Here is a 26,062-nt window from a genome sequence, read left to right as displayed (position 1 = left end):
GGCCGGGAGCATCCCCGGCCGGCGCGGGCGGAGCAGCCTTCCGCATCCTCGACCGCACTGCAGACGGAGTCAGCCAGCGATGTCCGAGATCACCACGATCCGCCCCCACAACCCCGCGTCCGCCTTCGGCATCCCGCGCCCGCCGGGCCTCACCTGGTACGTCCAGTCCCAGCAGCCGGTGGGCTACGAGGTGTCCCTCACCCGCGGCCTGCTCAACCCCGTGAACCCCGTGCTCGCCCGCGCGGTGGGCGCCGACGGCCGCACCGCGGTACGCACCCTGATCGTCGTCGACCAGGCCGTGGAGGAGCTGTACGGCCCCGGCCTGCACGGCTACTTCGACGCCTGGAACGTCGACGCGGTCTGGAAGGTCATGCCCGGCGACGAGGAGACGAAGAACCTCGAACAGGTCGTCGAGGTGACACGTGCCATGACCGAGATGGGCATCCTGCGCCGGACCGAGCGGGTCGTCGTGGTCGGCGGCGGTGTGCTGATGGACGTCGTCGGCATGGCCGCGAGCCTCTACCGCCGGGGTGCGCCCTACGTGCGCGTCCCCACCACACTCGTCGGCCAGGTGGACGCCGGTGTCGGAGTGAAGACCGGTGTCAACCACGGCACCCACAAGAACCGCCTGGGCACCTACTTCGCCCCCGAAGCCACGCTGATCGACCCGGAGTTCCTGCGGACCGTCGACGCCCGGCACATCGCCAACGGCCTCGCCGAGATCATCAAGATGGCCCTCATCAAGGACGCGGCGCTCTTCCACATCCTTGAGGAGAACGTCGAGCTGATCACCAGCCAGACGCTCGCGGACTGCGGTTCCGCCGCGGGCGAGATCGTCTCGCGGGCCATCGCGGGCATGCTCGACGAGCTGGAGCCCAACCTCTGGGAGGGCGTGCTCGAACGCTCCGTCGACTACGGGCACACCTTCAGCCCCTCGCTGGAGCTGCTCGCCGATCCTCCGCTGCTGCACGGCGAGGCCGTCGCCGTCGACATGGCCGTCTGCCTCGCGCTCGCCGTCGGGCGCGGCCACCTGGCCGAGGCCGAGGCCCACCGGGCGCTGAACCTGATAGCCGGCTGCGGGCTGCCGCTGACCCACCCGGTGTTCACGCCCCGGCTCCTGGAGGTCGGCCTGGCCGACGCCGTGAAGCACCGCGACGGTCTGCAGCGCCTGCCGCTGACCGACGGCATCGGCTCCTGCGTCTTCGTCAACGACGTCACCCCGTCCGAGCTGGCCCGGGCCCTGGAGTTCGTACAGGCCCACGCGGACGGCCCGGCCCGATGACCTCGCCCGTCACCCTGACCGTCGTCGACGTGGGCGGCACGCACGTGCGCAGCGCGTCCTGGTCGCCCTCCGAGGGGCTCGGCGACACGCTGGTCCAGCCGTCGCCGAGCCGGCTCCGCAATCCGGGCACCGCCGTGGAGGAGCTCAAGGAGCGGCTCATCAGCACGTTGTGCGACGTGGTGCCGCGCTCGCCCGGCGCCGTCGCCGGGATCTCCTTCGGCGCGGCGCTCGACCACCGCACGGGCACCGTCTACGGTTCCGCGCCGCTCTTCGGCGACGACACCACTCCGCTGGACCTGCGGGGCGCCCTGCACGCCCGCCGGCCCGACGTGCGCTGGCACGTCGTCAACGACGTCACGGCGGCCCTGCTGCACTTCGCGGCGGCGCCGCACCGGAGCACGTACCGCAAGGTCCTGCTGATGACCATCAGCTCCGGCATCGCCTGCCGGACGGTGGACCTGCGGACCGGCGCCATCGCCACCGACGGCAGCGGCCTCCAGGGCGAGGTCGGCCACCTTCCCGCCACGGCGCGGCTGGCGGGTGCCCCGGTGGAGCTGATGTGCGACTGCGGGCGTCCGGGGCACGTCTCCTCGTACGCGTCGGGGCCCGGTCTGCGGCGGATGGCCGACACCCTGACGCGCCGGGTGCCCGAACGCTGGGAACGGTCCCGGCTCGGCGCGGAGATGGCCGAGGGCGGGTCCTTCGAGTCCGCGCTGGCCACCGCCCTCGACGCGGAGGACCCACTGGCGCGCGAGCTGCTCGACGCGTCCACCGAGCCCGTCGCCGACCTGCTGCGCACCGCGCTCTGCCTCGACCCCGAACTGGACGAACTGACCCTCAGCGGGGGCGTGGCGACCGGACTCGGCGACCACTACCGGGCCTCGGTCCTCGGCCACCTCCTGCGCCAGGGGCTGTACCTGACCGGGGAGCTCGCCCCGGGCTGGCTCCCCGACCGCATCACCGTCTGCGCCCCCGGCGAGGCCAACGGCCTCATCGGCGCGGGCATCGCGGCCCTGGGCCTGCCCACCGCCGCCGCCTCCGAGGAGGCACGTACCCCGGCCGGAACCGCCGGGTCCGGCGAGACCCATCCCGCGCTCGTACGGGAGGGGGACGCGGTCCACGTGCGCCGGCGGCCCGCCCCGCTCCCCGGTCCCGGCGAGATCGTCGTCGCGCCGGAGGTGGCGGGGGTCTGCGGGACCGATCTGCAGATCCTGCGCGGTCTGCGGGACGACGGCGCACCGGTGCTCGGCCACGAGGGCGTGGCCCGGATCGTCGCGGTGGGGCCGGGTGTGGACGACCCGCGGCTGACCCCCGGCGCCCTCGTCGTCGTCAACCCCACCCATCCCACCGACCCGTCGTTCCTGCTCGGGCACAACGTGGACGGCATGCTCCAGGCCCGGATGCTCGTCCCGGCGAGCGCGGTGCGCGGCGGTCTCGTCGTCGCTCTGGACGCCGTCCCGCCGGGTGCCCTGCCCGCGCTCGTCGAGCCGCTGGCGGTCGTGCGGTACGCCTCGCTCGCCCTGGGCCCCCACGCTCCCGACACCCTGCTCGTCGTCGGGGACGGCACGGTCGGCCACCTGGCCGTCCGGACGGCCCGCCGCTGGCTCGGCGACGCCGTGCGCACCGTCCACGTGCACCACACCGGCGAGGGCCTGGAGTGGAGCCGGCAGGCACCGTACGGGGCGGACCACCGGGTGGGCCGCGACGGACTGGAGACGGGGGAGCTCGACGACGTGCTCCGCCGCCGCAGGGTCGCGGTGCTGATCGCGACGCCCGCCCCCGCGACGCTTCCGAGCCTCGAACTCGCCCTGCGCGCCACGGAGGGTTCCGAGGTCGCCGTCGATCTGGTGGGCGGCCTGCGCCGGCCCGCGTACAGCTACCGGTTCCCCGGTGTCGACCTGTCCGAGGTGCGTGCCGCCAACTGCGGGGGTGTGCCGGTCCCGCCCGTCGTCGCCCGGCTGACCGCCGCCGACGGTCGCCCGGTCACCGTCCTCGGCCACCGGGGTGTGGCCAACGAGCACCTGGAGTACGCGGCGGCCGAGCTCTGCCACGCCCCCGAGCGCTACGCCGACCTCGTGACCCACGAGATGGACTTCGCCGGGGCGGCGCGGACGCTGACCGCTCTCGCCCGCGGCGAAACCCGTGTCGTCGACGGGCGCCGCCTGGTGAAGCTCGCCGTACGGACGGCGGGGACATGAGCCGGACCGTGCTGACGGGCGTCGTGGACTGGCGGCTGCCGGTGCGCGGCGTGGAGGCGGTGGACCTGGCGTTCCGCCACCGCGCCGACGGAATCCAGTTCGACCTGGGCGGCCCCGGACGCGGCCCCCGGCTGGACGCGCCGGGGCGCCTCGCCCGGGTGCGTACCGCCGCACGGTCCGCGGGCGTGGTCCCGCTCGGGGCCACCGCCAACCTCCTCAACGACATCGGGATCACCGCCGCGCCGGGGACCCTGGAGGCGGCGCGGGTGAGGACCGTGCTGGACCGGCTCGTCGACGCGGGAGGGGAGCTCGGCGCCCCGCTGGTCTTCGTGCCCAGTTTCCGGCGCAGCGCCATCCGGAACGAGACGGACCTGCTGCGTACCGCCGAGGTGCTGGGCCGGGCGGCCGAGCGCGCGCGGGCGTCGGGTCTGCTGCTGGCGAGCGAGAACGTCCTGCCCGCGCACCTGGCGCGGCGGCTGGCCGACGCGGTCGGCCAGGAGGGGTTCCGGCTGCTGCTGGACACGTACAACCCGGTCGCCGAGGGGCTCGACGTCCCGGAGCTGGTGGCCGAGATCGCGCCTCTGCTCGACGGCCGGATCCATCTCAAGGACGGCCGGGCCGGCAGCACCACCGCCACCCCGCTTCTCGGCGACGGCGACGGGGGCCTCGTCGCGACGGTGGACGCGGTGGCACGCCACCTGCCCCGGGTGACCGCGCTCGTACTGGAGAACGACCACCGCGACGGGGACCACGCCCGGCTCCGCGCGGACCTCGACCGGACCCGGGCGTTCGCCCTCGGGCTGGACCGACAAGGAATGGAGGCGGCGCCGCCGTGCCCGTCGTACTGACTGCCCAGACTCTGCTCTTCGACATGGACGGCACCCTCGTCGACTCCACCGCCGCCGTGGCCCGCACCTGGGGCCGGTTCGCCGCGCGGCACGGGCTCGACGCCGCCGAGGTCCTGGCCTCCGCGCACGGACAGCGCACGGCGGAGACCGTGGCCGCCCACGCGCCCGCCGGAACCGACCTGGCGGCCGAGACGGCCTGGCTGGTCGCGCAGGACGTCGCGGACACCGACGGCACCGTCGCCGTACCGGGCGCCGCCGCGTTCCTCGCCTCACTGCCCGCCGACCGCTGGGCCCTCGTCACCTCCGCAGGCCGGGACCTGGCCGTGCGGCGCATGGCCGCGGCGGGACTTCCCCTGCCCGGCGTGCTGGTCAGCGCCGACGACGTCGCCGCGGGCAAGCCGTCCCCGGAGGGCTTCCTGAAGGCGGCGGCCATGCTCGGCGCCGACCCGGCGTCCGCCGTGGTGTTCGAGGACGCCGAACTCGGTCTGCTGGCCGCCCGCGCGGCGGGCTGCTACCCGGTGGTCGTCGGCGGCCACGACGGCCCCGCCGCCCAGGGCCGCCCCCGCATACCCGACTTCACCGCCGTCAGCTGCACCTCTTCCGAGACGGACGGCCTGCGCCTGGTGCTCCCCGAGCCCGTCGCCACCCGCACGGCCGTCCTCCCCGTCTGACATCCCTCTTCGAATGGAGTGCCCCGACATGCCGATCGACCAGGCAACAACCGTCCACGGCCACGTCGCCGCCGGCTTCGAGCGGGTCCGCGAGGAGTTCGCCCGCAACTTCGCCGAGCGCGACGAGCAGGGCGCCGCCGTGGCCGTCACCCTCGACGGCGAACTCGTCGTCGACCTCTGGGGCGGCCCGGCCGACCCCGTCCGCGGCGTCCCGTGGCACGGCGACACCCGTCAGCTGATCTTCTCCGGCAGCAAGGGCATCCTCGCCACCGCCCTGCTGGTGCTCGTCGACCGCGGCCGGATCGACCTGGACACGCCGGTCGCCCACTACTGGCCGGAGTTCGCGGCCAAGGGCAAGGAGCGGGTGACGCTGCGCGAGGTGGTGACCTTCACCGCCCGGATGCCGGCCGTCGCCGCTCCGCTCTCCCAGGGCGACCTGGGCGACCCGGAGCTGATGGCCAAGCTCCTCGCCGACCAGGAGCAGGACCTCGACCCGCGCGCCGAGGGCATCCTGTACGGGCCGTACGCGACCGGCTGGATCGTCGCCGAGGTCATCCGGCGCGTCGACGGCAGGACCCTCGACCGGTTCTTCGCCGAGGAGATAGCGGATCCGCTCGGTCTCGGCATCTCCTTCGGGATAGCCCCGGAGCTGGAGCACCTCGTCGCCCGAACCGAGTACGGAGTCGGCTTCCGCGACCAGTTCACCGGCTACTTCACCAGCGAGGACCCGCTCACCCAGCGGATCTGGCAGAACCCGGTGCCCTTCCCGGAGGACGAGGAGATCTGGAACCGGCCCGACCGCCGCTTCACGCTGATCCCGGCCGCCAACGCCTACGGTTCGGCCCGCGCCTTCGCCACCCTGTACGGCATCCTGGCCGCCGACGCGGCCCGCCCCGCCGACGACCGGCCGGTGCTCCTCTCCCGCCGCCTGCTCGACGAGGCGCGGGCCCCCTGGGTGAGCAAGGTGGACCAGCTCATCGACGTGCCCATGGTGTACGGCGGCGGCGGGTACCGCCTGCGGACCAACCCGCGCCCGAGCGTGGACGGGGACTCCTTCGGCCACGACGGCGCCGGCGGCTCGGCCAACCAGGCATGGCCGCGTGCCAAGGCCGGTGTCTCCTACATCATGAACCGGCTGATCGCCCTCGGTCCCGACGACAAGCGCGCGTCCTCGATCGTCAAGGCCGTGGCCGCGTCGATGGCGGACCTCGGTCCGGGTGAACGGGCATGAGCGACGACACCGTACGCCTGCTCACCCCGGAAGGCGTCCGGGTCGAGCACCCCGAGTACGCGCTGGACGCCACCCCGGAAGAACTGCGCTCCCTGTACCGGGACATGGCGCTGGCGCGGCGGTTCGACGCCGAGGGCGTCACCCTGCAGCGCCAGGGCGAACTCGGCCTGTGGCCCTCCCTGCTGGGACAGGAGGCCGCGCAGGTCGGCTCGGTGCGGGCGCTGCGCGACGACGACCACGCCTTCCCCAGCTACCGGGAGCACGCCGTCGCGATGGGCCGGGGCCTGGACCCCCTCGCCCTCATGAGGCTCTTCCGCGGTGTCGACAACGGCGACTGGGACCCGGAGGAGCACCACTTCCACCTCTACACCCTCGTCATCGGCTCCCAGACCCTGCACGCCACCGGGTACGCCATGGGCCTCGCGAAGAAGGGCGCGGAGTCCGCCGTCGTCGGGTACTTCGGCGACGGGGCGACCGCGCAGGGCGACGTGTCGGAGGCCTTCAACTTCGCGGCCGTGTACGGCGCTCCCGTGGTGTTCTTCTGCCAGAACAACCAGTGGGCGATCTCGGAGTCCAACGAACGCCAGTCGCGCGTACCGCTGTACCGGCGGGCACAGGGCTTCGGCTTTCCCGGCGTACGCGTCGACGGCAACGACGTGCTCGCCACTCTGGCCGTGACCCGCCGGGCCCTGGAGCGGGCCCGCCAGGGCGAGGGTCCCACGCTGATCGAGGCGTTCACCTACCGGATGGGTGCGCACACCACCTCCGACGACCCGACCCGCTACCGGGACACCGCCGAGGTGGAGAGCTGGCGTGCGAAGGACCCGCTGCTGAGGCTCGAACGCCTTCTGCGGGCCGAAGGATCGGCCGACGACGCCTTCTTCGCGGAGACGGAAGCGGCCGGCGAGGTGCTCGCGACCCGGGTGCGCACAGCGGTACGGGCCTTGTCCGTGCCCGGCACGGACCACCTGTTCGACCACGTCTACGCCGAATCGCACGCACTGGTCGACGAGGAACGCGCCGCGTTCGACGTCTACCAGGCGTCCTTCGTCCAGGAGGTCTGAGATGACGACCGCAACGACCGCGGGGGCCGAGCGGATGACGCTGCTCTCCGCGCTCAACGTCTCCCTGCGCACCGCCCTCGCCGAGGACCCCAGGACCCTTCTGATGGGCGAGGACATCGGCCGGCTCGGCGGGGTCTTCCGGGTCACCGACGGGCTGCAGAAGGACTTCGGCGACGAACGCGTCATGGACACGCCGCTGGCGGAGTCGGGGATCGTCGGAACCGCGATCGGGCTGGCCCTGAGCGGGTTCCGGCCCGTCGTGGAGATCCAGTTCGACGGGTTCGTCTTCCCCGCGTACGACCAGATCGTCACGCAGCTGGCCAAGATGCACGCCCGCTCCCGGGGCCGGGTCCGGCTGCCCGTCGTCATCCGCATCCCGTACGGCGGGGCGATCGGTGCCGTGGAGCACCACTCGGAGTCGCCCGAGACGCTGTTCGCGCACGTCGCCGGGTTGCGGGTGATGTCCCCGTCGAACCCGTCGGACGCCTACTGGATGCTCCAGGAGGCCGTACGCAGCGACGACCCGGTGATCTTCCTCGAACCCAAGCGGCGGTACTACGACACCGGCGAGGTCGACGTCAGGGCCACCGCCCGGCCACACCCGCAGGGCGCCCGGGTGGTGCGGGCGGGCAGCGACCTGACGCTCGCCGCCTACGGGCCGATGGTCGCCACCTGCCTGGACGCGGCGGCTGCCGCGTCCGAGGAGGGGCACGACCTGGAGGTCGTCGACCTCCGGTCGATCTCCCCGATCGACTTCGACACCCTCGTCCGCTCGGTCGGCCGCACCGGCAGGCTGGTGATCGCGCACGAGGCACCGGTGTTCTTCGGAGCCGGGGCCGAGATCGCCGCCCGGGTGACCGAACGCTGCTTCTACCAGCTGGAGGCACCGGTGCTGCGCGTCGGCGGCTTCCACAGCCCCTATCCGCCCTCACGACTCGAAGACGCGTACCTGCCCGGTCTGGACCGGGTCCTGGACGCGGTCGACCGCGCGCTCGCGGCATGAAGGAGCTCCGATGACCACGACGGACACGACGGTGCGGCTCCACGAGTTCCGGCTGCCCGACGTCGGCGAAGGACTGCGGGACGCCGAGATCGTCCGCTGGCTCGTCGCCCCCGGCGACGAGGTGGCGGACGGTCAGGTGGTCTGCGAGATCGAGACGGCCAAGGCGATGGTCGAACTGCCGGTCCCGTTCGCCGGGCCGGTCCACGAGATCCGGTTCCCCGAGGGCACGAAGGTCGACGTGGGCGAGGTCATCCTCACGGTGACCCCGGCCGCCTCGGAGGCCGCCCCCGGACCGGCCGCGCCTCCCGCCCGCCGGGCGGTCCTCGTCGGCTACGGGGCGGCCGAGTCCTCGACGAAGCGCCGCCCCCGGCGCCCCACCGGGCCGGTGTGCCCGCCGGCTCCCCCGGCTCCCCCGGCTCCCCCGGCTCCCCCGGCTCCCCCGGCCGTCGCGGCTCCGGCCGCTCCCGCGCCGGCCGCCTCCACCGCCGCCCCCACCGCCGGCCGGGACGCCCCGCGGCCCCTGGCCAAGCCGCCGGTACGCAAGCTCGCCCGGGACCTGGGGGTCGACATCGGACAGGTGCGGCCCACCGGCCCGCACGGCGACATCACCCGGGACGACGTGCGCGCGGCCGCCGCCGTGCCGGCGGACGGGCCGGCCCAGGCACCCCCGGCCGTCGCGGCCACGCCGGACGAGACCCGGGTACCCGCCACCGCCGTCCGCAGGGCGACCGCGCGGGCCATGACCGCCAGCGCCTTCACCGCCCCGCACGTGACGGAGTTCGTCACCGTCGACGTCACCCGCACCATGAAGCTCGTCGAGCGGCTCAAGCAGGACCCGGAGTTCGCCGGAGTACGGGTGAGCCCCCTGCTGATCGCCGTACGGGCGCTGCTGTTCGCGGTGCGGCGGCACCCGTCCGTCAACGCCTCGTGGGACGAGGAGCGCCAGGAGACGGTTCTCAAGCACCGGGTCAACGTCGGCATCGCGGCGGCGACGCCGCGCGGGCTCCTCGTCCCGAACGTCAAGGACGCCCAGTCGCTCACCCTCCCCGCTCTGGCGGCGGCGCTCGGCTCGCTGGTGGCCACCGCACGCGAGGGCCGCACCACGCCCGCCGACCTGAGCGGCGGGACGCTCACCGTCACCAACATCGGGGTGTTCGGCATCGACACCGGGACCCCCATCCTCAACCCGGGCGAGGCGGCGATCCTCGCCCTCGGCACGATCGCACCCCGCCCGTGGGTCCACCGGGGCAAGGTCGCGCCCCGCCAGGTCACCACGCTCGCGCTCTCGTTCGACCACCGGCTGGTCGACGGCGAGCTGGGCTCGCGGTTCCTCGCGGACGTCGCCTCCGTGCTGCACGACCCACGGCGTCTCCTCATCCATGGATGAGGACGGGGCCACGCCCGCACCCGTCTTCCGGGCGGCCGAAGAACACGGAAGGGAAAAAGAAATGGAGAGTACGCGGGCCCGACGGGCCGGGACCGTACCGCTCTGGCTCGACCTGCGGGACTCGGACGAGCCCGTGCGGTCCGGCCGGCTGCCGAAGCACGCGGCCGGGGCACCGGTCCCGGTCCACGGGGTCCTTCTGGGGCCCACCACCACGGTGGACACCGTGCGGCGGGTCTGCGCGATGTTCCCCCCGCCGCTCGGCGCCGGCCGGGACGGGCACGGGACCGTCGTCGCTCCGCCTCCGCCGGGCACCGACGGCCGCGGTCCGGCCGAGCGTGCGGCGGAGTTCGCCGCCCGGGTGGACCGGCCCCGGCTGGCCGTCGCCCTTCCCGCGACCGACCGCGGCATCGCGGACATGTCCGCCCTGCTCGACCGGGGCGTACCGGTCCAGCTGGCCACCTGCTTCTCGGTCCGCAGGTGCGAACAGGCGGCAGCCGCCTACCTCGCGGCGCTGCGGCGCGCCGAGGCCCGGGGCGAGGACCTGGCACGCCTCGCCTCCACCGTGGCGTTCGGGCTGCGCCCGCTCGACGTACGGGTCGACGCGCTCCTCGACCTGGCCGGCGGAGAGGAGGCGAAGGCGCTGCGGGGCACCGCCGCCCTGCTCACCGCCCGGCTTGCCCGGCTCGCGCTCGACCGCGTCTTCGACACCGCCGGATCACCGGTCTGGCGGGACCTCGCCGCGGCCGGCGCGGTACCGCTGCGGCTGGTCTGGACCGACCTCGGTGACGGCGTGTCCGCCGGCGACCCGGTGACCGGATACGCGGCCGAACTCGGCGACCCCGACGCCCCGGTCGCCGTCACCACCGCGGCACTCGGCCGCGTGGCCGGCCTGCGCCCCCGCCCGCGGAGCGCCCACCGGATCGGCGAACGGGCCGGCCATCTCGACGCGTGCCTGCGGTGGTTCGGCATCCGCCCGGACGACGTGGCCCGCCGGCTGGAGGGCGAGCCCCTCTCCCCCGTACTCGCCCGGACCCCGGCCCCGGAAGGTGTGGCATGACGCTCCAGGACTCCCCGCCCCCGCCCGGCACCGGCGTACCGGTGGCGCGATCGCGGCCGCCGCGCCGGCTGGTGACGGCCACGGCGGTCGTCGCCCTCGGCGGCCTGTTGTTCGGCTTCGACACCGGGGTGATCTCCGGCGCGCTGCTGTTCCTGAAGGAGGACTTCGCTCTCTCCTCCTTCCAGGAGGGCACGGTCATCTCGGCGCTGCTCATCGGCGCGGCCGCCGGCGCCCTCGGCAGCGGGCGGCCCGCCGACCGGTTCGGGCGCCGGCGCGTACTGATCGCGGTGGCCCTCGTGTTCACCCTCGGTCTCGCCTCCGCCGTGGCGTCCCGCGACTTCGCGAGCCTGGTCGCCGCCCGCGTGGTCCTCGGCCTCGCGGTGGGCAGCGCCTCGACCATCGTCCCGCTCTACCTCGCGGAGATCGCCCCGCCGCGGCTGCGCGGCCAGCTGGTGACGGCCAACCAGGTCCTGCTCACCGTGGGCATCCTGGTGTCCTACCTGGTCAACCTGGCGTTCTCCGGCAGCGCCGACTGGCGGGCCATGTTCGCGATCGGGCTGATCCCCTCGGTGGCCATGCTGGTGGGCACGCTGTTCATCCCGGAGAGCCCGGAGTGGCTGCGCCGACGGGCGGACGACCGGCCGGCCGGCCGGCACGCTCCGGCGGCCCGGCTCCCGCTCGCCGACCCGGCGGTCCGGCGGGCCCTCGTCATCGGTGTCACGCTCGCGGCGGTCCAGCAGTTCGGCGGCATCAACAGCATCATCTACTACGCCCCGAGCATCATGGCCAGGGCCGGGCTGCCGGCCGGGAACTCCATCCAGTACTCGGTGGTCATCGGTGTGATCAACGTCGTGATGACGGTCGCGGCCATTCCTCTCATCGACCGCCTCGGCCGCCGCCCCCTGCTGCTGTTCTCGCTGGCCGGCATGGCCGCCTCGCTCGTCGTGCTGGGTGTGACCATGGCGCTGCCGTCCGGCCCGTTGCCCCATCTGCTCGCGCTGGTCTGCATGGTCACGTACGTCGGAAGCTTCGCGGTCGGCCTCGGACCGGTCTTCTGGATCCTGGCCGCCGAACTCTTCCCGCCGGGCGCCCGGGCCCGTGGCGGAGCGCTCTGCGCTCTGGTGAACTGGGCCGCCAACTTCGTGGTCGGCCAGCTCTTCCTGCCGGTCGCCGACGAGGTCGGCGTCTCCTGGGTGTTCTGGTTCTTCGCGGCCGTCTCCGCGGGCGCGCTCTGCTTCGTGGCGGTGAAGGTGCCGGAGACGAAGAACCGCTCACTCGCCGACATCCAGCTGGACCTGGCCGCCCGGGGCTGACATCCGCCGCCCTGTCCGGTCTCCCCACCCGCCCGGAACCCGTCTCCCCGCCCGCCGCCCAGGCCGGGCGGGGAGACGGGTTTCAGGCGTGCCCGGGGCCGGATCCGGCTCACCGGGCGCCCCGTCCTCGCGCGCCGGGGATCCACTCTCAGGCGTCGGGGGTCCTGCCTCTGGCGTCGGGGATCCTCCCTCGGGCGTCGGGGCTCTTCGCGATGCTGTGCTCCAGCAGTTCCCAGAGCTGCTCCGCCGTCGCCCCGAGCCCGGCGGTCCCGCTCCGGTCCAGGCCACGGAGGTGCACGCCGGTGCCCTCGATGAACCGGTGGACCAGCGTCTCCGCCACCTCCGGCGCCACTCCCTCCCTCAGGCTGCCGGCCCGCCGGGCCCGCTTGACCAGCAGGTTCAACGCCACGGGCCAGTCGAGCGCCGGGGACGGCGCGGACACGGGGACGCCGGGGAGTTCGTGGCGCAGACGGGCCGCGGCGCGGGCGACCACGCTGGTCTCCACCAGCCGGGTCAGTCCGGTCACCAGGTGCCTCAGAGCGACCAGCGGCGGTTCCGGACTGGTCAGCGCCTGGCTGACGAGGAGGGCCGTGCCCGCCCGCGAGGCGGCGCAGACGGCGTCGGCCAGCGCGGCCTTGGTCCGGAAGTGGAACGTCAGCGCCCCGACGGAGGCCCTCGCGGCCGAGCTGATCCGAGCCAGTGACGCCCCGTCATATCCCGCGCGCTCGAACTCCGCGGCTGCGGACTCGATCAGCGCGCCGCGGGTGTGAGCGGCTCGTTCTTGCATGTCATGGACTCTTTCTCGCTGCTCGGTCGAGGGCGCTCCCCCCGTGCATCGTGACGGGCCGGGAGGTGCGCACCGCACCCGACTCCAGGAAGTAGGAGGGAAGTCGGAGAAAAAAAGAAAACGTTCGCTATGGTTACTCCTCACAGGACGAGGACGCGGAGGAGGCAGTCTCATGACGACGTCGGGGCAGACCGCCCGGGGGCGGACGAAGGACACGGTGTCGCTCGCGGAGTTCAGCGAAACCCTGTTCGCGCAGTTGCCGCGCACGGATCAGTTGAGGTGGGCCAGGGTCTACCTGCAGGGCCTGCTGGCGACGCCGGGAAGGAAGTCGGTCCGGCGCATGGCCGAGGCGGTGACCCTGTCGCCGACCGCGTCGCAGTCACTCCAGCAGTTCGTCAACATGAGCCCGTGGCAGTGGGACGCCACCCGGCAGGAGCTCGCCCGCTGGATCGACTCCCACTTCACCGCCCAGGCGTGGACCGTGGTGCCTGCGGTGCTGCCCAAGCGCGGCAACCACTCGGTCGGCGTGCACCAGCGGTTCGTGCCGGAGTTCGAACGAACCGTCAACTGCCAGCTGAGCGTGGGCATCTTCCTCTCCAGCAGCTCCGAGCACCTGCCGGTCGGGTGGCGGCTGCACCTGCCCGAGCGCTGGACCCAGGAGGAGGAGCGCCGCCGCGTACGGGTGCCGGGGTCGGTGCCTTTCCGGCCGTACTGGGCCCATGTCGTCGGACTCGTGGAGGCGTTGTCGACGCACTCCTCCATAGTGCCCGCACCGGTGGTGGCCGACGTGGGGCCGACGGCGGAGGCCCGCCGGGTCATGGAGCGGCTCAACGCCGGCGGCCACGGCTTCGCGCTCGCGGTGGACCAGGACCTCCGGCTGCTGCCCGACACCGCGGCGCCACTCCGCCCCTCGGCCCCGGGCGGCCCACAGGCCGGGGAGAACGCCTTCCAGCGGCTCCTGCGCAGCGGCCTGAGGCACCCGCACATCGCCACCACGGCCGGTCCCGACGGCAGCCTGCGGCGCGTCCAGGTGGCGTCGGTCCCCACCAGGACCCCGGTCCTGCGCGCGGACGGCACGCGGACCGTCGCCGACGGCAGGCTCTTCGCCGAGTGGGACCCGGCGCGCCGAAGGCTCGGCCGGATCTGGATCACCAACCTCGCCCACTACCGGATCGAGGAACTCCTGAAGCTCACCGCCCTGCTCCAGGGAGCCGCCGACACGGTCACCACGCTCGGCGAGCACCACGGCATCCGGGACTTCGAGGGCCGCTCGTATCCCGGCTGGCACCGCCACATGACCCTGGTCTCCGCCGCGTACGCGTACCACCGCCTCACCGGCGCCCCCGCGGCGGCCGTCGGAGTCCCCGCGGCGGGTGCGACGGGCGGACCGGGCCGGGCCGCACGGGGGACCGGCGGGGCGGGAAGGACCTCCGGGCACCTTGTCGGCCTCCGGCAGCCTCGAACCGGCTCACCGAGCGGCAACGACGCGCACCCGGCGCACGGCGGGCCGCCCGCGCCCCGGCGGAACCTCTCGGCGGTACGCCCCCTCCCCACCGGATCGGCGGAGTGAGTCCGGTCACTCCGCGGCGACGGACACCGGCGTCCCGGCGGGTCACCGTCCACCACCCCGAACAGGCTTCGGCCGAACCCGGAAACGCCAAGATCCCGCCCGGTCTTCCGACCGGGCGGGATCTTGTGACGTTCACGAGAGCTACTCGCGAACTGTCGTCTGTGGACCTGTGGGGATTTGAACCCCAGACCCCCTCGATGCGAACGAGGTGCGCTACCAGACTGCGCCACAGGCCCTTGCGACGAGTGAAACTCTAGCACCCTCCAGGGGGTGCTTGGAAATCCGTTCCCCGCTGGTCAGGGGTGCCGGGGTTCCGGGACCCTGGGCCCGGGTGCGCCCCGGGCCCAACTCCCGTGCCCCGGCCGTCATTCGTTGGCGGCACGGGGTCGGTCCTCCTCGTCGTCGTACTGGTCGAAGAGAGGGGTACGGCCCCGGTCGCGGGTGCGACGGGCGTCGGGCCTGCGGTGCGGGGTCTGGTCCACGTCGGGGACGGCCGGGTCCGGCAGGGCGGGCTCGGCGGTGCTGGAGCGGGCGGCGCTCCAGGTCTCCGGGTCGTTGACCTCGACGCCACCGGAGGCGCGCGGGGCGACCGGGGCGGTGACGTAGGTCGGCAGCGGGACGGGGACCGGCTCCCAGCTGTCGCCCTGGACCCGGCCGCGTTCGCGCTGCTGGTCCACCCACTCCGCGTGGTCCGTCTGCTCGACGAGCGCCCGGCGGCCGGCCTCCTGCGGGGAGACGGTCGGTACGGGGACCGGGTCGGCCGGGTGGTGCGCTTCGGGTTCCTCGTCGGGCTCGACCGCGGACGCCGCCGGCTGCTGGTGGCGGCGCGGGCGGTTCTCGCGCAGGCGCTGCGCCGCGTCTTCGGCCCGGCGGCGGTCCATGGTGAAGGCGAACCGCCTCCGCTCCTGGGCGCGCAGGTGCACGATGTAGGCGCTCAGCATCACGGCCGGTGCGGCGGGCGCCCAGAGGAACGCGAGGCCGCCGACCGCCGCGACGATCGCGCCGGCGGTGAAGACGAGGAAGAGGACGCTGGTGGTGCGCCTGCGCCGGGCCAGCACCTGGGAGCGCTGGGCGCGGCGGACGCGCTCGGCGTCCTCGGCGACACCCCGGGCGCGTTGCGCGGAGGGCGCGACGCGCTGCTCGGGGGGCCGCCCGGCGGACGGGCGTTGCGCCGCGGGACGGTTGCGGGGGTCGCTCCGCTCGGGCGCCGGATGGGCCGGGGGCGCCGAGTGGCCGGAATGCGCCGGGTGCTCCACCGCCGGGCGTCCGGACGCGCGCTCGGAGGCGTGCGCCGGATCGAGGATCCTGGCTTCGGTGTGCGCTCCGGGCGCGGCGAAGGCCCGGACGTCGACGGAGTCCATTCGGTCCGTCGCGGCGTCCGGGTCGACGACCGGTTCCGCCTCATCGGCGCCGCGTTCCCGCAACTCCTTGGCGTAACGACGCTCCATCGCCGCCCGTCCGGACAGCAGCCGGATGGCGGTGCTGAAGCGTTCCGTCGGACGGGCTTCGTTGAGTTCGTCCTGCCTTCGGAGCCACATCGGCACCAAGTAGGCGGCCCAGGCCCCGACGATGACTGCGTAGATGAGGCCGCTGCTGCTCACGCTCACACCGTAGAGGGGTTTGCACGGCGGCATCCGCCAATTGCCACGGTGTGTCGCACGATCAGGCTGATATCGCGGGCCTTTTTTGTGATTGTTCAGACCAACGAGTGACGCCGCAGGTGCTTAATGCGACGACGAACCCTTTAATTCGAACAAGCATGTGATTTATTGAGGGTGGGGGTTCGTCCTCGGCCTCGACCGGTGCCAGCGCCGGAGCAAGCCGTCCATGGCCTCCTCCGACGTGAGGGCGTAGATGAGGTGGTCGCGCCAGGCTCCGTCGATGTGCAGATAGCGCGGTCTCAGCCCTTCCTCGCGGAATCCGAGTTTCTCCACGACCCGGCGGCTCGGCGCGTTCTCGGGGCGAATGCAGACCTCGACGCGGTGCAGCCCGACCCGGTGGAAACAATGGTCGGCGGCGAGTGCCACGGCGGTGGGCATGACGCCCCGGCCGGCCACTTCCCGGTCGACCCAGTAACCGATGTGCGCCGAACACATCGAGCCCCAGGTGATGCCCGCGACGGTCAACTGGCCGACGAGGCGGCCCTCGTACTCGATCGCGAAGGGCAGCATCCGGCCGGCTCTCGCCTCGGAGCGCAGGTGGCGGACCATCTGCCGGTAGGTGGGCCGGCGGATCACCGGTCCTCCGGGGACGGGCGGCGGGACGGTGGCCTCCCAGGGGCGGAGCCAGTCCCGGTTGCGGCGGTTGACCTCGCGCCAGACGTTCTGGTCCCGCAGGCGTATCGGCCGCAGCGTCACCTCGCCGTCCTTCAGGAGCACCGGCCAGAGGGGCGTGTTCAGGACGGGCTCCCGGGGCCGGGGTGGTCGCCGCCGCGCAGCTGGTCGACGGCGTGCACCAGGATCCGGCCGAGGACGGCGAGCCCGTCGCGCACCCCGCCGGTCGAACCGGGCAGGTTGACGACGAGCGTGCGCCCCGCGACCCCGGCGAGCCCCCGGGAGAGCGCGGCGGCCGGCACGGCGGCACGGTTCTCGGCGCGGATCGCCTCGGGGATGCCGGGCACCTCGTGGTCCAGCACCCGGCGGGTCATCTCCGGGGTGAGGTCGGTGGGCGAGATGCCGGTCCCCCCGGTGGTGAGGACGACGTCGTAGCCGCGGGCGATCCCCTCCCGCAGCGCCTGCTCCACCGGTTCGCCGTCCGGCACGACCCGCGGGCCGTCCGTGGTGAAGCCGAGGGCGGTGAGGCCGTCCACGAGGATCGGGCCGCCCTTGTCGGCGTAGACGCCCGCGGCGGCACGGTTGGAGGCGGTGACGACGAGCGCGGTGTACGGGACCGGGTGCCCCCCGGTGGCCGAGTGCCCCTCAGGAGTCGGGTGTCCCTCAGGAGTCGGGCGCCCCTCGCCGCCGGTGGCGGTGCTCACGCGTCCGCTCCCGCCCGGCCCGGGCGCTCCCAGTCGCCGGACTTGCCGCCGGACTTGGTCTCGACCCGTACGTCGGTGATGACGGCGGCCTTGTCGACCGCCTTCACCATGTCGATCACCGTGAGCGCGGCGACGGAGACCGCGGTGAGCGCCTCCATCTCGACGCCGGTGCGGTCCGTGGTCTTCACCGTGGCGCTGATCTCGACGGCGTCGTCGGCCACGCTCAGGTCGACCTTCACGCCGGAGACGGCGAGCGGGTGGCAGAGCGGGATGAGGTCGGGGGTGCGCTTGGCCCCCATGATCCCGGCGATACGGGCGGTGGCGAGGGCGTCGCCCTTGGGGACTCCCTCGCCCCGCAGCAGCTCGATCACCCGCGGCGAGACGAGGACCCGGCCGCTGGCCCGGGCGACGCGCGCCGTGACGTCCTTCGCCGACACGTCGATCATGCGGGCGGCGCCCGCCTCGTCGATGTGCGTCAGCCTGTTCTGCGTACTCAACTCACTCCGCCTAGCGGTAGGGCGCCGGTCGCCCGCGCGGTCCGCACCGGGGTGCGGGCCGGGGGCCCGGGGTACGTCCCCCGGTGAGGCAGCGGCAGACACCGTACCGCCACCGTGCGCGTCTCAGCGGAGCAGGACCACTTCGGTCTCCGTGCCGGGCTCCATGGAGGTGACGTCCTCGGGGACCACGATCAGCGCGTCGGCCCGGGCCAGGGCGGCGATCAGGTGCGAGCCGGAGCCGCCCACCGGGACGACGGTGCCCGACGCCTCGTCGTACGTGCCGCGCAGGAACTGGCGCTTGCCCGCCGGGGAGGAGAGCGCCTCGGTGGTGGTGAGGGCGGCGCGGACGGTGGGCCGGTGCACCTCTTCGAGGCCCATCAGCGCGCGGATCGCCGGGCGGACGAAGAGTTCGAAGGAGACGTACGCGGAGACCGGGTTGCCCGGGAGGGCCAGCAGCGGGGTGTGCTCGGGGCCGATGGTGCCGAAGCCCTGGGGCTTGCCGGGCTGCATGGCGAGGGTGCGGAAGTCGATGCCGCTGCCGGGTTCGTCCTCGTCGCCGGCCGAGGAGAGCGCCTCTTTGACGACGTCGTACGCGCCGACGCTGACGCCTCCGGTGGTGACCACCAGGTCGGCCCGGATGAGCTGGTCCTCGATCGTGGCGCGGAGGGTCTCGGCGTCGTCGGTGACCGCACCGACGCGGTAGGAGATGGCTCCGGCGTCGCGGGCGGCGGCGGTGAGCGCGAAGCTGTTGGAGTCGTAGATCTGCCCGCCGGTCAGCTCCTCGCCGGGCTGCACGAGTTCGCTGCCGGTGGAGACGACGACCACCCGGGGGCGGGGGCGGACCTTGACGGTGGCGCGGCCGATCGCGGCGAGCAGGCCGATCTGCGGCGGGCCGACGACCGATCCGGCCGCGAGGGCCAGGTCGCCCGGCTTCACGTCGCTGCCGGCGGCCCGGACGTGGGCGCGGGCCGCGGCGGCGCGGTACACCCGGACCTCGCCGCTCGCGCCCTCCGGGGCGTCCCGGTGGGCGCGCATGGTGGCGGCGGGGCCCTCGCCCGTACCGCCGTCGGTCCACTCGACGGGGACGACGGCCTCGGCGCCCTCGGGCAGCGGGGCGCCGGTCATGATGCGGGCGGCCTGGCCGGGGCCCACCTTCCCGCCGTCGGGGAGTCCGTCGCTGCCGGCGGCCACGTCGCCGACGACGGTGAGCACCGAGGGGAACTCCTCGCTCGCCCCGGTGACGTCGGCGACCCGGACCGCGTAGCCGTCCATGGAGCTGTTGTCGAAGGGAGGCAGCGCGATCCGCACCACGACGTCCTCAACCAGGACGCACCCTTGGGCGTCCGGCAGTTGCAACTCGATGGGTTCGAGCGGCTTCACCGCGTCCAGGATGTCGGCGAGGTGCTCGTCGACCGACCAGATCGTGCTGCTCAAGGTGCTACATCTCCTCGGTGACGTAACGGCGGAGCCAGGTGCGGAAGTCCGGGCCGAGGTCCTCGCGTTCGCAGGCGAGGCGGACGATGGCCCGGAGGTAGTCGCCCCGGTCACCGGTGTCGTAGCGGCGGCCCTTGAAGACGACGCCGTGCACGGGGCCGCCGATCTTCTCGTCGGCGGCGAGCAGCTGGAGGGCGTCGGTGAGCTGGATCTCGCCGCCCCGGCCGGGCTCGGTCCGTCGCAGTATGTCGAAGACGGCGGGGTCGAGGACGTACCGGCCGATGATGGCGAGGTTGCTGGGGGCGTCGGCCGGTTCGGGCTTCTCCACCAGGCCGGTGACGCGGACGACACCGCCCTCGGCGGTGTCGTCCACCGCGGCGCAGCCGTACAGGTGGATCTGCGACGGGTCGACCTCCATCAGCGCGACGACGCTGCCGCCCTCGCGCTCCTGGACCTCCACCATCCGTGAGAGCAGCGCGTCGCGCGGGTCGATCAGGTCGTCGCCGAGGAGGACCGCGAAGGGCTGGTCGCCGACGTGCGGGGCGGCGCAGAGCACGGCGTGGCCGAGGCCGCGGGGGTCGCCCTGACGCACGTAGTGCATGGTGGCGAGGTCGCTGGACTCCTGTACCTTCTGGAGGCGTTCGGCGTCGCCCTTGCGGGTGAGCGCGGATTCCAGCTCGTAGTTCCGGTCGAAGTGGTCTTCCAGCGGGCGCTTGTTGCGCCCGGTGATCATCAGCACGTCGGAGAGGCCCGCCGCGACGGCCTCTTCGACGACGTACTGGATGGCCGGCTTGTCGACGACGGGCAGCATCTCCTTGGGAGTGGCCTTCGTAGCCGGCAGGAAGCGAGTACCGAGACCTGCGGCCGGAATGACGGCCTTGCTGATCCTGGGTGTCGACTCAGTCATGCGCAGAACCATAACGGCTGCACACGTACGGTCGATGACCCACTGGTTAACTTTGTACGCATATGCGCCCGTATGAGGAAAGTGTGAGCTTCCTGTGACCCACGAGCCGGCCGACGGTCTCGGCGAAACCCCGGCTGACCAGCCGTCCGACGCCCCGATCGGCCCCCCGGCCGGTGCCGCGTCGCGCAAGGCGTCCCTGCGGCGCGAGCTCCTCGCCGCGCGCGCGGCGCTGACGCCCGAGGAGCTCGCGGACTCCGCCGCCGCACTGGCCCGTACCGCGCTCACCCTGCCCGAGCTCTCCGGCGCCCGGACCGTCGCCGCCTACGTGTCGGTGGGGCGCGAGCCGGGCACCCGCGCGCTGCTCGACACCCTGCGCGCCCGGGGCGTCCGGGTCCTGCTGCCGGTGCTGCTGCCCGACAACGACCTCGACTGGGCGGTGTACGAAGGCCCCGGCCGGCTGCTCGGGGCGGGGCGCGGGCTGCTCGAACCCGCAGGTCCCCGCCTCGGCGCCGCCGCCGTCCTCGACGCCGGCGCGGTGCTGCTGCCCGGTCTCGCGGCCGACGCCCGCGGCATGCGGCTCGGCCGGGGCGGCGGGAGTTACGACCGGGTGCTGGCCCGGCTCACCGCGGCGGGGGCACACCCGGCGCTCGTGGTGCTGCTGTACGAAGACGAGGTGGTCGCGCGGGTCCCTTCGGAACCGCACGACCACCCCGTGGACGCCGTCGTCACTCCGGCCGGAACGCACCGCTTCGGCCGCTGAGCGGCCCCGGGTGGTGTCCGGCCCCCGGTCAGCCGGTGGCCGCCGCCGGCTTGAGCGTCAGCGTGTCGACCGTCGACTCGCCGACCGCGTCGGCGCCGAACGACCAGTCGAGCAGTTCGCCGTTGACCCACTTGTCGGTCTGGTCGGTGTAGTGCGCGCTGAACGCGTGCCCCGAGGCGCCGGTGAGGTTGATCCAGCGGGACTTGTCCCAGTCGCCGACGTTCACCACCATCCGCATCGACGGCACCCAGATGACGTCGTAGCCGCCGGCCGCGTTCCAGCCGGTGGCGTCGACCGCCGCCTCGCCGCCGCCGAGGTTCCACGGACCGCGGTTCAGCGCCCGCTGGAGCAGGCCCGGGCCCGAGGTGCCGAGGGTCTGGTTCTTCAGCGTCAGCTGGTGCAGCCGGCCCCAGCTCCAGGTGGAGATGTCCTTGCCGAGCTTGGCGGTCAGCTCCCAGCGGGCGTCGTCCATGGCGCGGGCGAAGAGCTGGTCGCGGTTGTCGATGGCCTTCTCGCGGCCCTGGGCCGGCACCTTCCACCAGGCGTTGGTCTCGTCGTCCAGGATCTTGCGGACGACCTCGTTCCAGCGGTCACCGCCGTCCGGCTGCGCCGAGTCGGCGTCGCGCTGGCCGCATTCCCGGACGAGCTTGTTCTGCTCGTCGACGGGGGCGGTGGAGTCGGAGCGGGTGACGTTGATGCAGTCGCCCTCGACCCGCAGCTCCTTCGGCAGCTTGTTGCCGAAGGCCAGCATCAGGATGTTGCGCCAGACGCCGTTGAAGTACGCGGCGGCGGCCGAGTCGGAGTCCTGGGTGTAGTCCCAGCCCTCCAGCAGCTTCTGCGCCTCGCGGACGTCCTTGTCGGCGATGTTGATGCTCAGCAGCTTGGGCACCAGCAGCGCGGCGATCTCGCTGGTGTTGTCCATCTGCATCTTCTGCATGTCCTCGGTCGAGATCTTCTCGCCGCCCTTGATCTTCGACGCGATGAGGTCGTTGATGCGCTGGCTGCGGGTGCCGTAGCCCCAGTCCTTGGTGAGCAGCTCGGGGTACTTCTCGTCCACGACCGCCTGGTTCGCGGTGACGATGTAGCCGCGCTCCGGGTTGTACTCGTACGGCAGCTCGCTGAAGGGGATCGGGTCCTTCTCCCAGCCGTACTTGGAGGTCCAGCCGGGGCTCGGCAGGGTGCCGTCGCCGGACTTGCGGACCGGGATCCAGCCGGGGGCCTGGTAGCCGATGTTGCCCTTGGTGTCCGCGTAGACGAGGTTCTGCGAGGGCACCTCGAAGTGCGCGGCGGCGTCGCGGAAGGACGCGAAGTCGTCGGCGCGGTCGAGCTCGAACACGGCGTCCATGGAGTGGCCGGGCTGGAGCGCGGTCCACTTCAGCGAGACGGCGTAGCCGGAGGCGCGGTCGGGTGCGGCGCCCGCGACGGGGGCCTTCTGGCCGACCTTCTCCAGCTCGCTGCTGCGGTCGGAGACCAGCGGGCCGTTGTTGGTCTCGCGGACGGTGATCTTCCGGCTCTTCCCGCCGGCGACCTTGATGGTCTCCTCCCGCGTGGTGAAGGGGACCGTCCTGCCGTCGTAGAGGTAGCCGTCGGCGGAGACCTTCTCCAGGAAGAGGTCGGTCACGTCGGCGCCGAGGTTGGTGAGCCCCCAGGCGACGTCCTGGTTGTGGCCGATGATCACACCGGGCATGCCGGAGAAGGTGTACCCGGCGGTGTCGTACTGGCACTTCGCCGAGACCGTGCGGCAGTGCAGCCCCATCTGGTACCAGAGCGAGGGCAGCATCGGCGCCAGGTGCGGGTCGTTCGCCAGCAGCGGCTTGCCGGTGGTGGTGTGCGCACCGGAGACGACCCAGGAGTTCGAGCCGATGCCGTTGCCGTTCGGGCCGAGCAGCGCCGGGATCTCGTCCAGGGTGTCGGAGAGCGCGCCGAGCTGGGTGTCGAGCCCCTCGGTGGCACCGGCGACGGTGTCCCCGTCGACGGTGGTGTCACTCGGCTCGGCGTCCGGGTCGAACTCGCCGGTGACGGAGGAGACCGCGCCCTCACCGACGATCGTCTCGTGCTTGTCGTACGGGTACTCGGGGTACAGGTCCGCGATCTGCTTCGCCGTGAGCCGGCTGGTCATCAGCGAGCGGTCGATCTCGTCCTGCATGTTGCCGCGCAGGTCCCAGGCCATCGCCTTCAGCCACGCGACCGAGTCGACCGGGGTCCACTCGGTCGGCTTGTAGTCGTTGGTCAGGTTGAGCGCCGCGTACTCGACGGAGATGTCCTTGCCGTCCTTGCCCTTCAGGTACGCGTTGACGCCGTCGGCGTACGCCTGGAGGTTCTTCTTGGTGTCGGCGCTGAGGACCTTGTCGTACTCCTCCTGCGCGACCTTCCGCCAGCCGAGCGTGCGGAGGAAGGAGTCGGTCTCGACCTGGCTGGATCCGAACATCTCCGAGAGCCGTCCGGCCGTCATGTGACGGCGGACGTCCATCTCGTAGAAGCGGTCCTGTGCCTGGACGTAGCCCTGGGCGCGGAAGAGGTCGGCGTCGGTGTCCGCGTAGACCTGCGGGATGCCGTAGTCGTCGCGTTTGACCTCGACGTCTCCGGTCAGGCCCGGAAGCTCGATGGTTCCTGCGGTCTGCGGGTACGAGGCCCGGACCGTGGCGACGGACCAGTACGCGCCGTACCCGACACCCGCGACCAGCGCCAGGACCAGGACGATCACGATGAGGCGGGCGCGTCGCCCCTTCTTCCTGCCGGTTTTCTTCGCAGCGGAAGGACCGGCAGAGACGGTTGTGTTGGCGGGCATCGCTGTCCTTCGAGGGGCAGGGTGGTCCTGGGAGTGCAAGGGCAACCATAGGCGCAGCGTCGATCCGACTCGGACGCGGTGGGGGGCTGCGGGCATCCGCACACAGGTCGTACACATACTCGAAGGCGTCAAGAAAGCGTTAAAGATTAGGTAAGGTAACGAAGTACCTGGTCGCCGGGAACCTGCCCGTCGGTCGTACGCGGGGAAGGAAACGCGCCCTGACTGTCCACACGCTCAACGAACTCCTGCTGGTCTCGTCGCTCGTCCTGCTCGTCGCGGTGGCGGCGGTCCGGATCTCCTCGCGCAGCGGGCTCCCCAGCCTGCTCCTGTACCTCGGCATCGGCATCGCGCTGGGACAGGACGGCATCTTCGACGTCCAGTTCGACAACGCGGAACTCACCCAGGTGATCGGCTACGCCGCCCTGGTCGTGATCCTCGCCGAGGGCGGACTGGGCACGAAGTGGAAAGAGGTACGGCCCGCGCTTCCGGCGGCGGCCGTGCTCTCGACCGTGGGCGTGGGCATCAGTGTGGGCGTCACGGCGGCGGGAGCGCACTACCTCGTCGGGCTGGAGTGGAAGCAGGCGCTCATCATCGGCGCGGTGGTCTCCTCCACGGACGCCGCCGCCGTCTTCTCCGTACTCCGCAGGGTCCCGTTGCCCTCCCGGATCACCGGCGTGCTGGAGGCGGAGTCCGGCTTCAACGACGCCCCGGTGGTCATCCTGGTCGTCGCGTTCTCCTCGGTCGGACCGGTCGAGCACTGGTACACCCTGGTCGGCGAGATAGCCCTCGAACTCGCCATCGGCGCGGCCATCGGCCTCGCCGCGGGCTGGCTCGGCGCCTACGCGCTGCGCCATGTCGCGCTGCCCGCCTCGGGCCTCTACCCGATCGCCGTGATGGCCATCGCGGTCACCGCGTACGCGGAGGGCGCCATCGCGCACGGCAGCGGGTTCCTCGCCGTCTACCTGGCCGCCATGGTCCTCGGCAACTCCAAGCTGCCGCACTGGCCGGCCACCCGGGGCTTCGCCGACGGGCTCGGCTGGCTCGCCCAGATCGGCATGTTCGTCCTGCTCGGCCTGCTCGTCACCCCGCACGACCTGCTCGACGACTTCTGGCCCGCGGTGGTCGTGGGCCTGGTGCTCACCGTGGTGGCCCGGCCGCTCTCGGTCTTCCTGAGCCTGGCGCCCTTCCGGCTGCCCAAGCGCGAGAAGACCCTGATGTCGTGGGCGGGGCTGCGCGGCGCCGTCCCCATCATCCTCGCCACCATCCCGATGGTGGCCGGCATCGACGGCTCCACCCGCGTCTTCAACATCGTCTTCGTGCTGGTCATCGTCTACACGCTGATCCAGGGGCCGACGCTGCCCTGGCTCGCCAAGGCGCTGAAGATCGCCGAGGACCCGTCCGAAGCCGCCGACCTGGGCATCGAGTCCGCACCCCTGGAACGGCTGCGCGGGCATCTGCTCTCCGTCGCGATCCCGGCGAAGTCGCGGATGCACGGCGTGGAGGTGGGCGAGCTCCGCCTCCCGGCCGGCTCCGCCGTCACCCTGGTGGTCCGCGACGGTACGAGCTTCGTCCCCGCCCCCGCGACCGTGCTGCGGCGCGGCGACGAGCTCCTGGTGGTCGCCACCGACCCGGTGCGCGACGCGACCGAGGCCCGGCTGCGGGCGGTCGGCGAGGGCGGCAAGCTGGCCGGCTGGCTGCACGCGGGGCAGCACCCCGGCGGCCCGGCGGACGACGACGCGGTGGCCCGCCTCGCCCGCGCCACCCACCTGGACCGGCTCGCCCACACCATGCAGCGGCTCAGCGGCGCGACGGACGCGCCCGAGCCCGCCCCGAAGGCCCGGCGCGGCAGCGCGGCGGCGGCCCGCGCGGCAGGTGTCTCCCGCGCGGCGGACGGCTCCCGGGCGGAGGACGGGGCGGGGCGTACGGAGAAGAGGCGTACGCAGAAGGGGCGTACGGAGAAGAGCGGGCGGCCGGAGAGGAGCCCGCGGATGGAGAAGGCGGGACGGCCGGAGACGAGCGGGCGCCCCTCGAAGGCGGCGCCCGGGGGCGACCGGGAGCGCCCGGAACACGGCCCGGTGCCTCCGGAACGCCCGGACCGCCAGGACCGCCAGGACCGTCACGGGGGCGGGGAGCGGCCGGGGGACCGCTCGGACGGGCCGACCGCGCGACGCTGACGGGTGCGGGCCCGTGCCGGGCGCGGGGTGCGCTCGCGGACGGTGCGGGTCGTATACGTCCGGGGCGCACCTCCGTACCGCTGCCCGCCTGTGCTCCCGTACCCCGCACCACCG

20 protein-coding genes, 1 tRNA gene and 1 pseudogene are annotated in these 26,062 nt (G+C 73.3%); 13 read left to right on the top strand and 9 right to left on the bottom strand.

Going from position 1 to position 26,062, the window contains the following annotated elements; genetic code table 11:
* Nucleotides 1-79: 79 nt before the first annotated feature.
* The 10 genes from OG599_RS20310 to OG599_RS20265 all read left to right on the top strand — a co-directional run bounded on the left by OG599_RS20310 (nt 80) and on the right by OG599_RS20265 (nt 12,054).
* On the top strand, nt 80-1,282 hold the full coding sequence (locus OG599_RS20310; RefSeq protein WP_327177398.1) for a sedoheptulose 7-phosphate cyclase: 1,203 nt from the start codon (nt 80-82) through the stop codon (nt 1,280-1,282).
* Nucleotides 1,279-3,480, top strand: a complete 2,202-nt coding sequence (locus OG599_RS20305; RefSeq protein WP_327177397.1) for an ROK family protein — start codon at nt 1,279-1,281, stop codon at nt 3,478-3,480. Before OG599_RS20310 ends, OG599_RS20305 begins: the two co-directional genes overlap by 4 nt.
* The gene (locus tag OG599_RS20300) at nt 3,477-4,328 is read left to right on the top strand and encodes a sugar phosphate isomerase/epimerase family protein (RefSeq protein ID WP_327177396.1); all 852 of its coding nucleotides are present in this window, start codon (nt 3,477-3,479) and stop codon (nt 4,326-4,328) included. Before OG599_RS20305 ends, OG599_RS20300 begins: the two co-directional genes overlap by 4 nt.
* 23 nt (nt 4,329-4,351) lie before the next feature.
* Nucleotides 4,352-4,999 carry an HAD-IA family hydrolase gene (locus OG599_RS20295; protein WP_442809696.1) on the top strand — a complete coding sequence of 216 codons (648 nt, stop codon included), beginning with the start codon at nt 4,352-4,354 and terminating at the stop codon, nt 4,997-4,999.
* Between the two features lie 28 nt (nt 5,000-5,027).
* Nucleotides 5,028-6,230 (top strand): serine hydrolase domain-containing protein, encoded by a 1,203-nt coding sequence (locus OG599_RS20290; protein ID WP_327177394.1) that lies wholly within the window; start codon nt 5,028-5,030, stop codon nt 6,228-6,230.
* Complete coding sequence (gene pdhA, locus OG599_RS20285) at nt 6,227-7,294, top strand: pyruvate dehydrogenase (acetyl-transferring) E1 component subunit alpha (protein WP_327177393.1); 1,068 nt, start codon at nt 6,227-6,229, stop codon at nt 7,292-7,294. The genes OG599_RS20290 and pdhA overlap by 4 nt, the downstream gene beginning before the upstream one ends.
* 1 nt (nt 7,295) lies before the next feature.
* Entirely contained in the window at nt 7,296-8,297 is a 1,002-nt protein-coding gene (locus tag OG599_RS20280; RefSeq protein WP_327177392.1) for an alpha-ketoacid dehydrogenase subunit beta, read from the top strand.
* Nucleotides 8,298-8,307: 10 nt separating this feature from the next.
* Nucleotides 8,308-9,684 carry a dihydrolipoamide acetyltransferase family protein gene (locus OG599_RS20275; protein WP_327177391.1) on the top strand — a complete coding sequence of 459 codons (1,377 nt, stop codon included), beginning with the start codon at nt 8,308-8,310 and terminating at the stop codon, nt 9,682-9,684.
* A 61-nt stretch (nt 9,685-9,745) separates the two neighbouring features.
* Nucleotides 9,746-10,741, top strand: a complete 996-nt coding sequence (locus OG599_RS20270) for a transaldolase family protein (protein ID WP_327177390.1) — start codon at nt 9,746-9,748, stop codon at nt 10,739-10,741.
* Nucleotides 10,738-12,054 (top strand): MFS transporter, encoded by a 1,317-nt coding sequence (locus OG599_RS20265; protein WP_327177389.1) that lies wholly within the window; start codon nt 10,738-10,740, stop codon nt 12,052-12,054. The genes OG599_RS20270 and OG599_RS20265 overlap by 4 nt, the downstream gene beginning before the upstream one ends.
* Nucleotides 12,055-12,202: 148 nt before the next feature.
* Here OG599_RS20265 and OG599_RS20260 read toward each other — a convergent pair whose 3' ends face one another.
* A complete protein-coding gene (locus tag OG599_RS20260; protein WP_327177388.1) occupies nt 12,203-12,841 on the bottom strand; it encodes a helix-turn-helix domain-containing protein in 639 nt (212 codons plus the stop codon).
* A 172-nt stretch (nt 12,842-13,013) separates the two neighbouring features.
* Between OG599_RS20260 and OG599_RS20255 the strand changes: the two genes are divergently transcribed.
* The gene (locus OG599_RS20255; protein ID WP_327177387.1) at nt 13,014-14,411 is read left to right on the top strand and encodes an IS701 family transposase; all 1,398 of its coding nucleotides are present in this window, start codon (nt 13,014-13,016) and stop codon (nt 14,409-14,411) included.
* A gap of 162 nt (nt 14,412-14,573) precedes the next feature.
* Here the strand turns inward: OG599_RS20255 and OG599_RS20250 are convergent.
* From OG599_RS20250 to galU, 7 genes are all read right to left on the bottom strand, one after another.
* Nucleotides 14,574-14,647, bottom strand: a tRNA-Ala gene (locus tag OG599_RS20250).
* Nucleotides 14,648-14,776: 129 nt separating this feature from the next.
* Entirely contained in the window at nt 14,777-16,012 is a 1,236-nt protein-coding gene (gene sepX / locus OG599_RS20245; protein WP_442809473.1) for a divisome protein SepX/GlpR, read from the bottom strand.
* Between the two features lie 165 nt (nt 16,013-16,177).
* Nucleotides 16,178-16,789: a GNAT family N-acetyltransferase gene (locus tag OG599_RS20240; protein ID WP_327177385.1), complete on the bottom strand. Its 612-nt coding sequence runs from the start codon at nt 16,787-16,789 to the stop codon at nt 16,178-16,180.
* A 17-nt stretch (nt 16,790-16,806) separates the two neighbouring features.
* Complete coding sequence (locus OG599_RS20235; RefSeq protein ID WP_327177384.1) at nt 16,807-17,388, bottom strand: MogA/MoaB family molybdenum cofactor biosynthesis protein; 582 nt, start codon at nt 17,386-17,388, stop codon at nt 16,807-16,809.
* On the bottom strand, nt 17,385-17,885 hold the full coding sequence (gene moaC / locus OG599_RS20230; protein ID WP_327177383.1) for a cyclic pyranopterin monophosphate synthase MoaC: 501 nt from the start codon (nt 17,883-17,885) through the stop codon (nt 17,385-17,387). Before moaC ends, OG599_RS20235 begins: the two co-directional genes overlap by 4 nt.
* A gap of 123 nt (nt 17,886-18,008) precedes the next feature.
* The gene (glp, locus tag OG599_RS20225; RefSeq protein ID WP_327177382.1) at nt 18,009-19,319 is read right to left on the bottom strand and encodes a molybdotransferase-like divisome protein Glp; all 1,311 of its coding nucleotides are present in this window, start codon (nt 19,317-19,319) and stop codon (nt 18,009-18,011) included.
* A 4-nt stretch (nt 19,320-19,323) separates the two neighbouring features.
* Entirely contained in the window at nt 19,324-20,226 is a 903-nt protein-coding gene (gene galU / locus OG599_RS20220) for a UTP--glucose-1-phosphate uridylyltransferase GalU (protein ID WP_327177381.1), read from the bottom strand.
* Between the two features lie 157 nt (nt 20,227-20,383).
* On the opposite strand from galU, the gene OG599_RS20215 reads away from it, so the two are divergent.
* A complete protein-coding gene (locus OG599_RS20215) occupies nt 20,384-20,986 on the top strand; it encodes a 5-formyltetrahydrofolate cyclo-ligase (RefSeq protein ID WP_327180107.1) in 603 nt (200 codons plus the stop codon).
* Nucleotides 20,987-21,014: 28 nt separating this feature from the next.
* Here OG599_RS20215 and OG599_RS20210 read toward each other — a convergent pair whose 3' ends face one another.
* Nucleotides 21,015-23,774, bottom strand: a complete 2,760-nt coding sequence (locus OG599_RS20210) for a penicillin acylase family protein (RefSeq protein WP_327177380.1) — start codon at nt 23,772-23,774, stop codon at nt 21,015-21,017.
* Nucleotides 23,775-24,052: 278 nt separating this feature from the next.
* On the opposite strand from OG599_RS20210, the pseudogene OG599_RS20205 reads away from it, so the two are divergent.
* Nucleotides 24,053-25,480, top strand: a pseudogene (locus OG599_RS20205) (potassium/proton antiporter); the annotation flags it as partial.
* Between the last annotated feature and the right edge of the window lie 582 nt (nt 25,481-26,062).

It is taken from the genome of Streptomyces sp. NBC_01335 (assembly GCF_035953295.1).
Lineage (GTDB): Bacteria > Actinomycetota > Actinomycetes > Streptomycetales > Streptomycetaceae > Streptomyces.
Note: the sequence above shows the minus strand (reverse complement) of the source record. Positions and strands in the feature narration are given on the sequence as shown.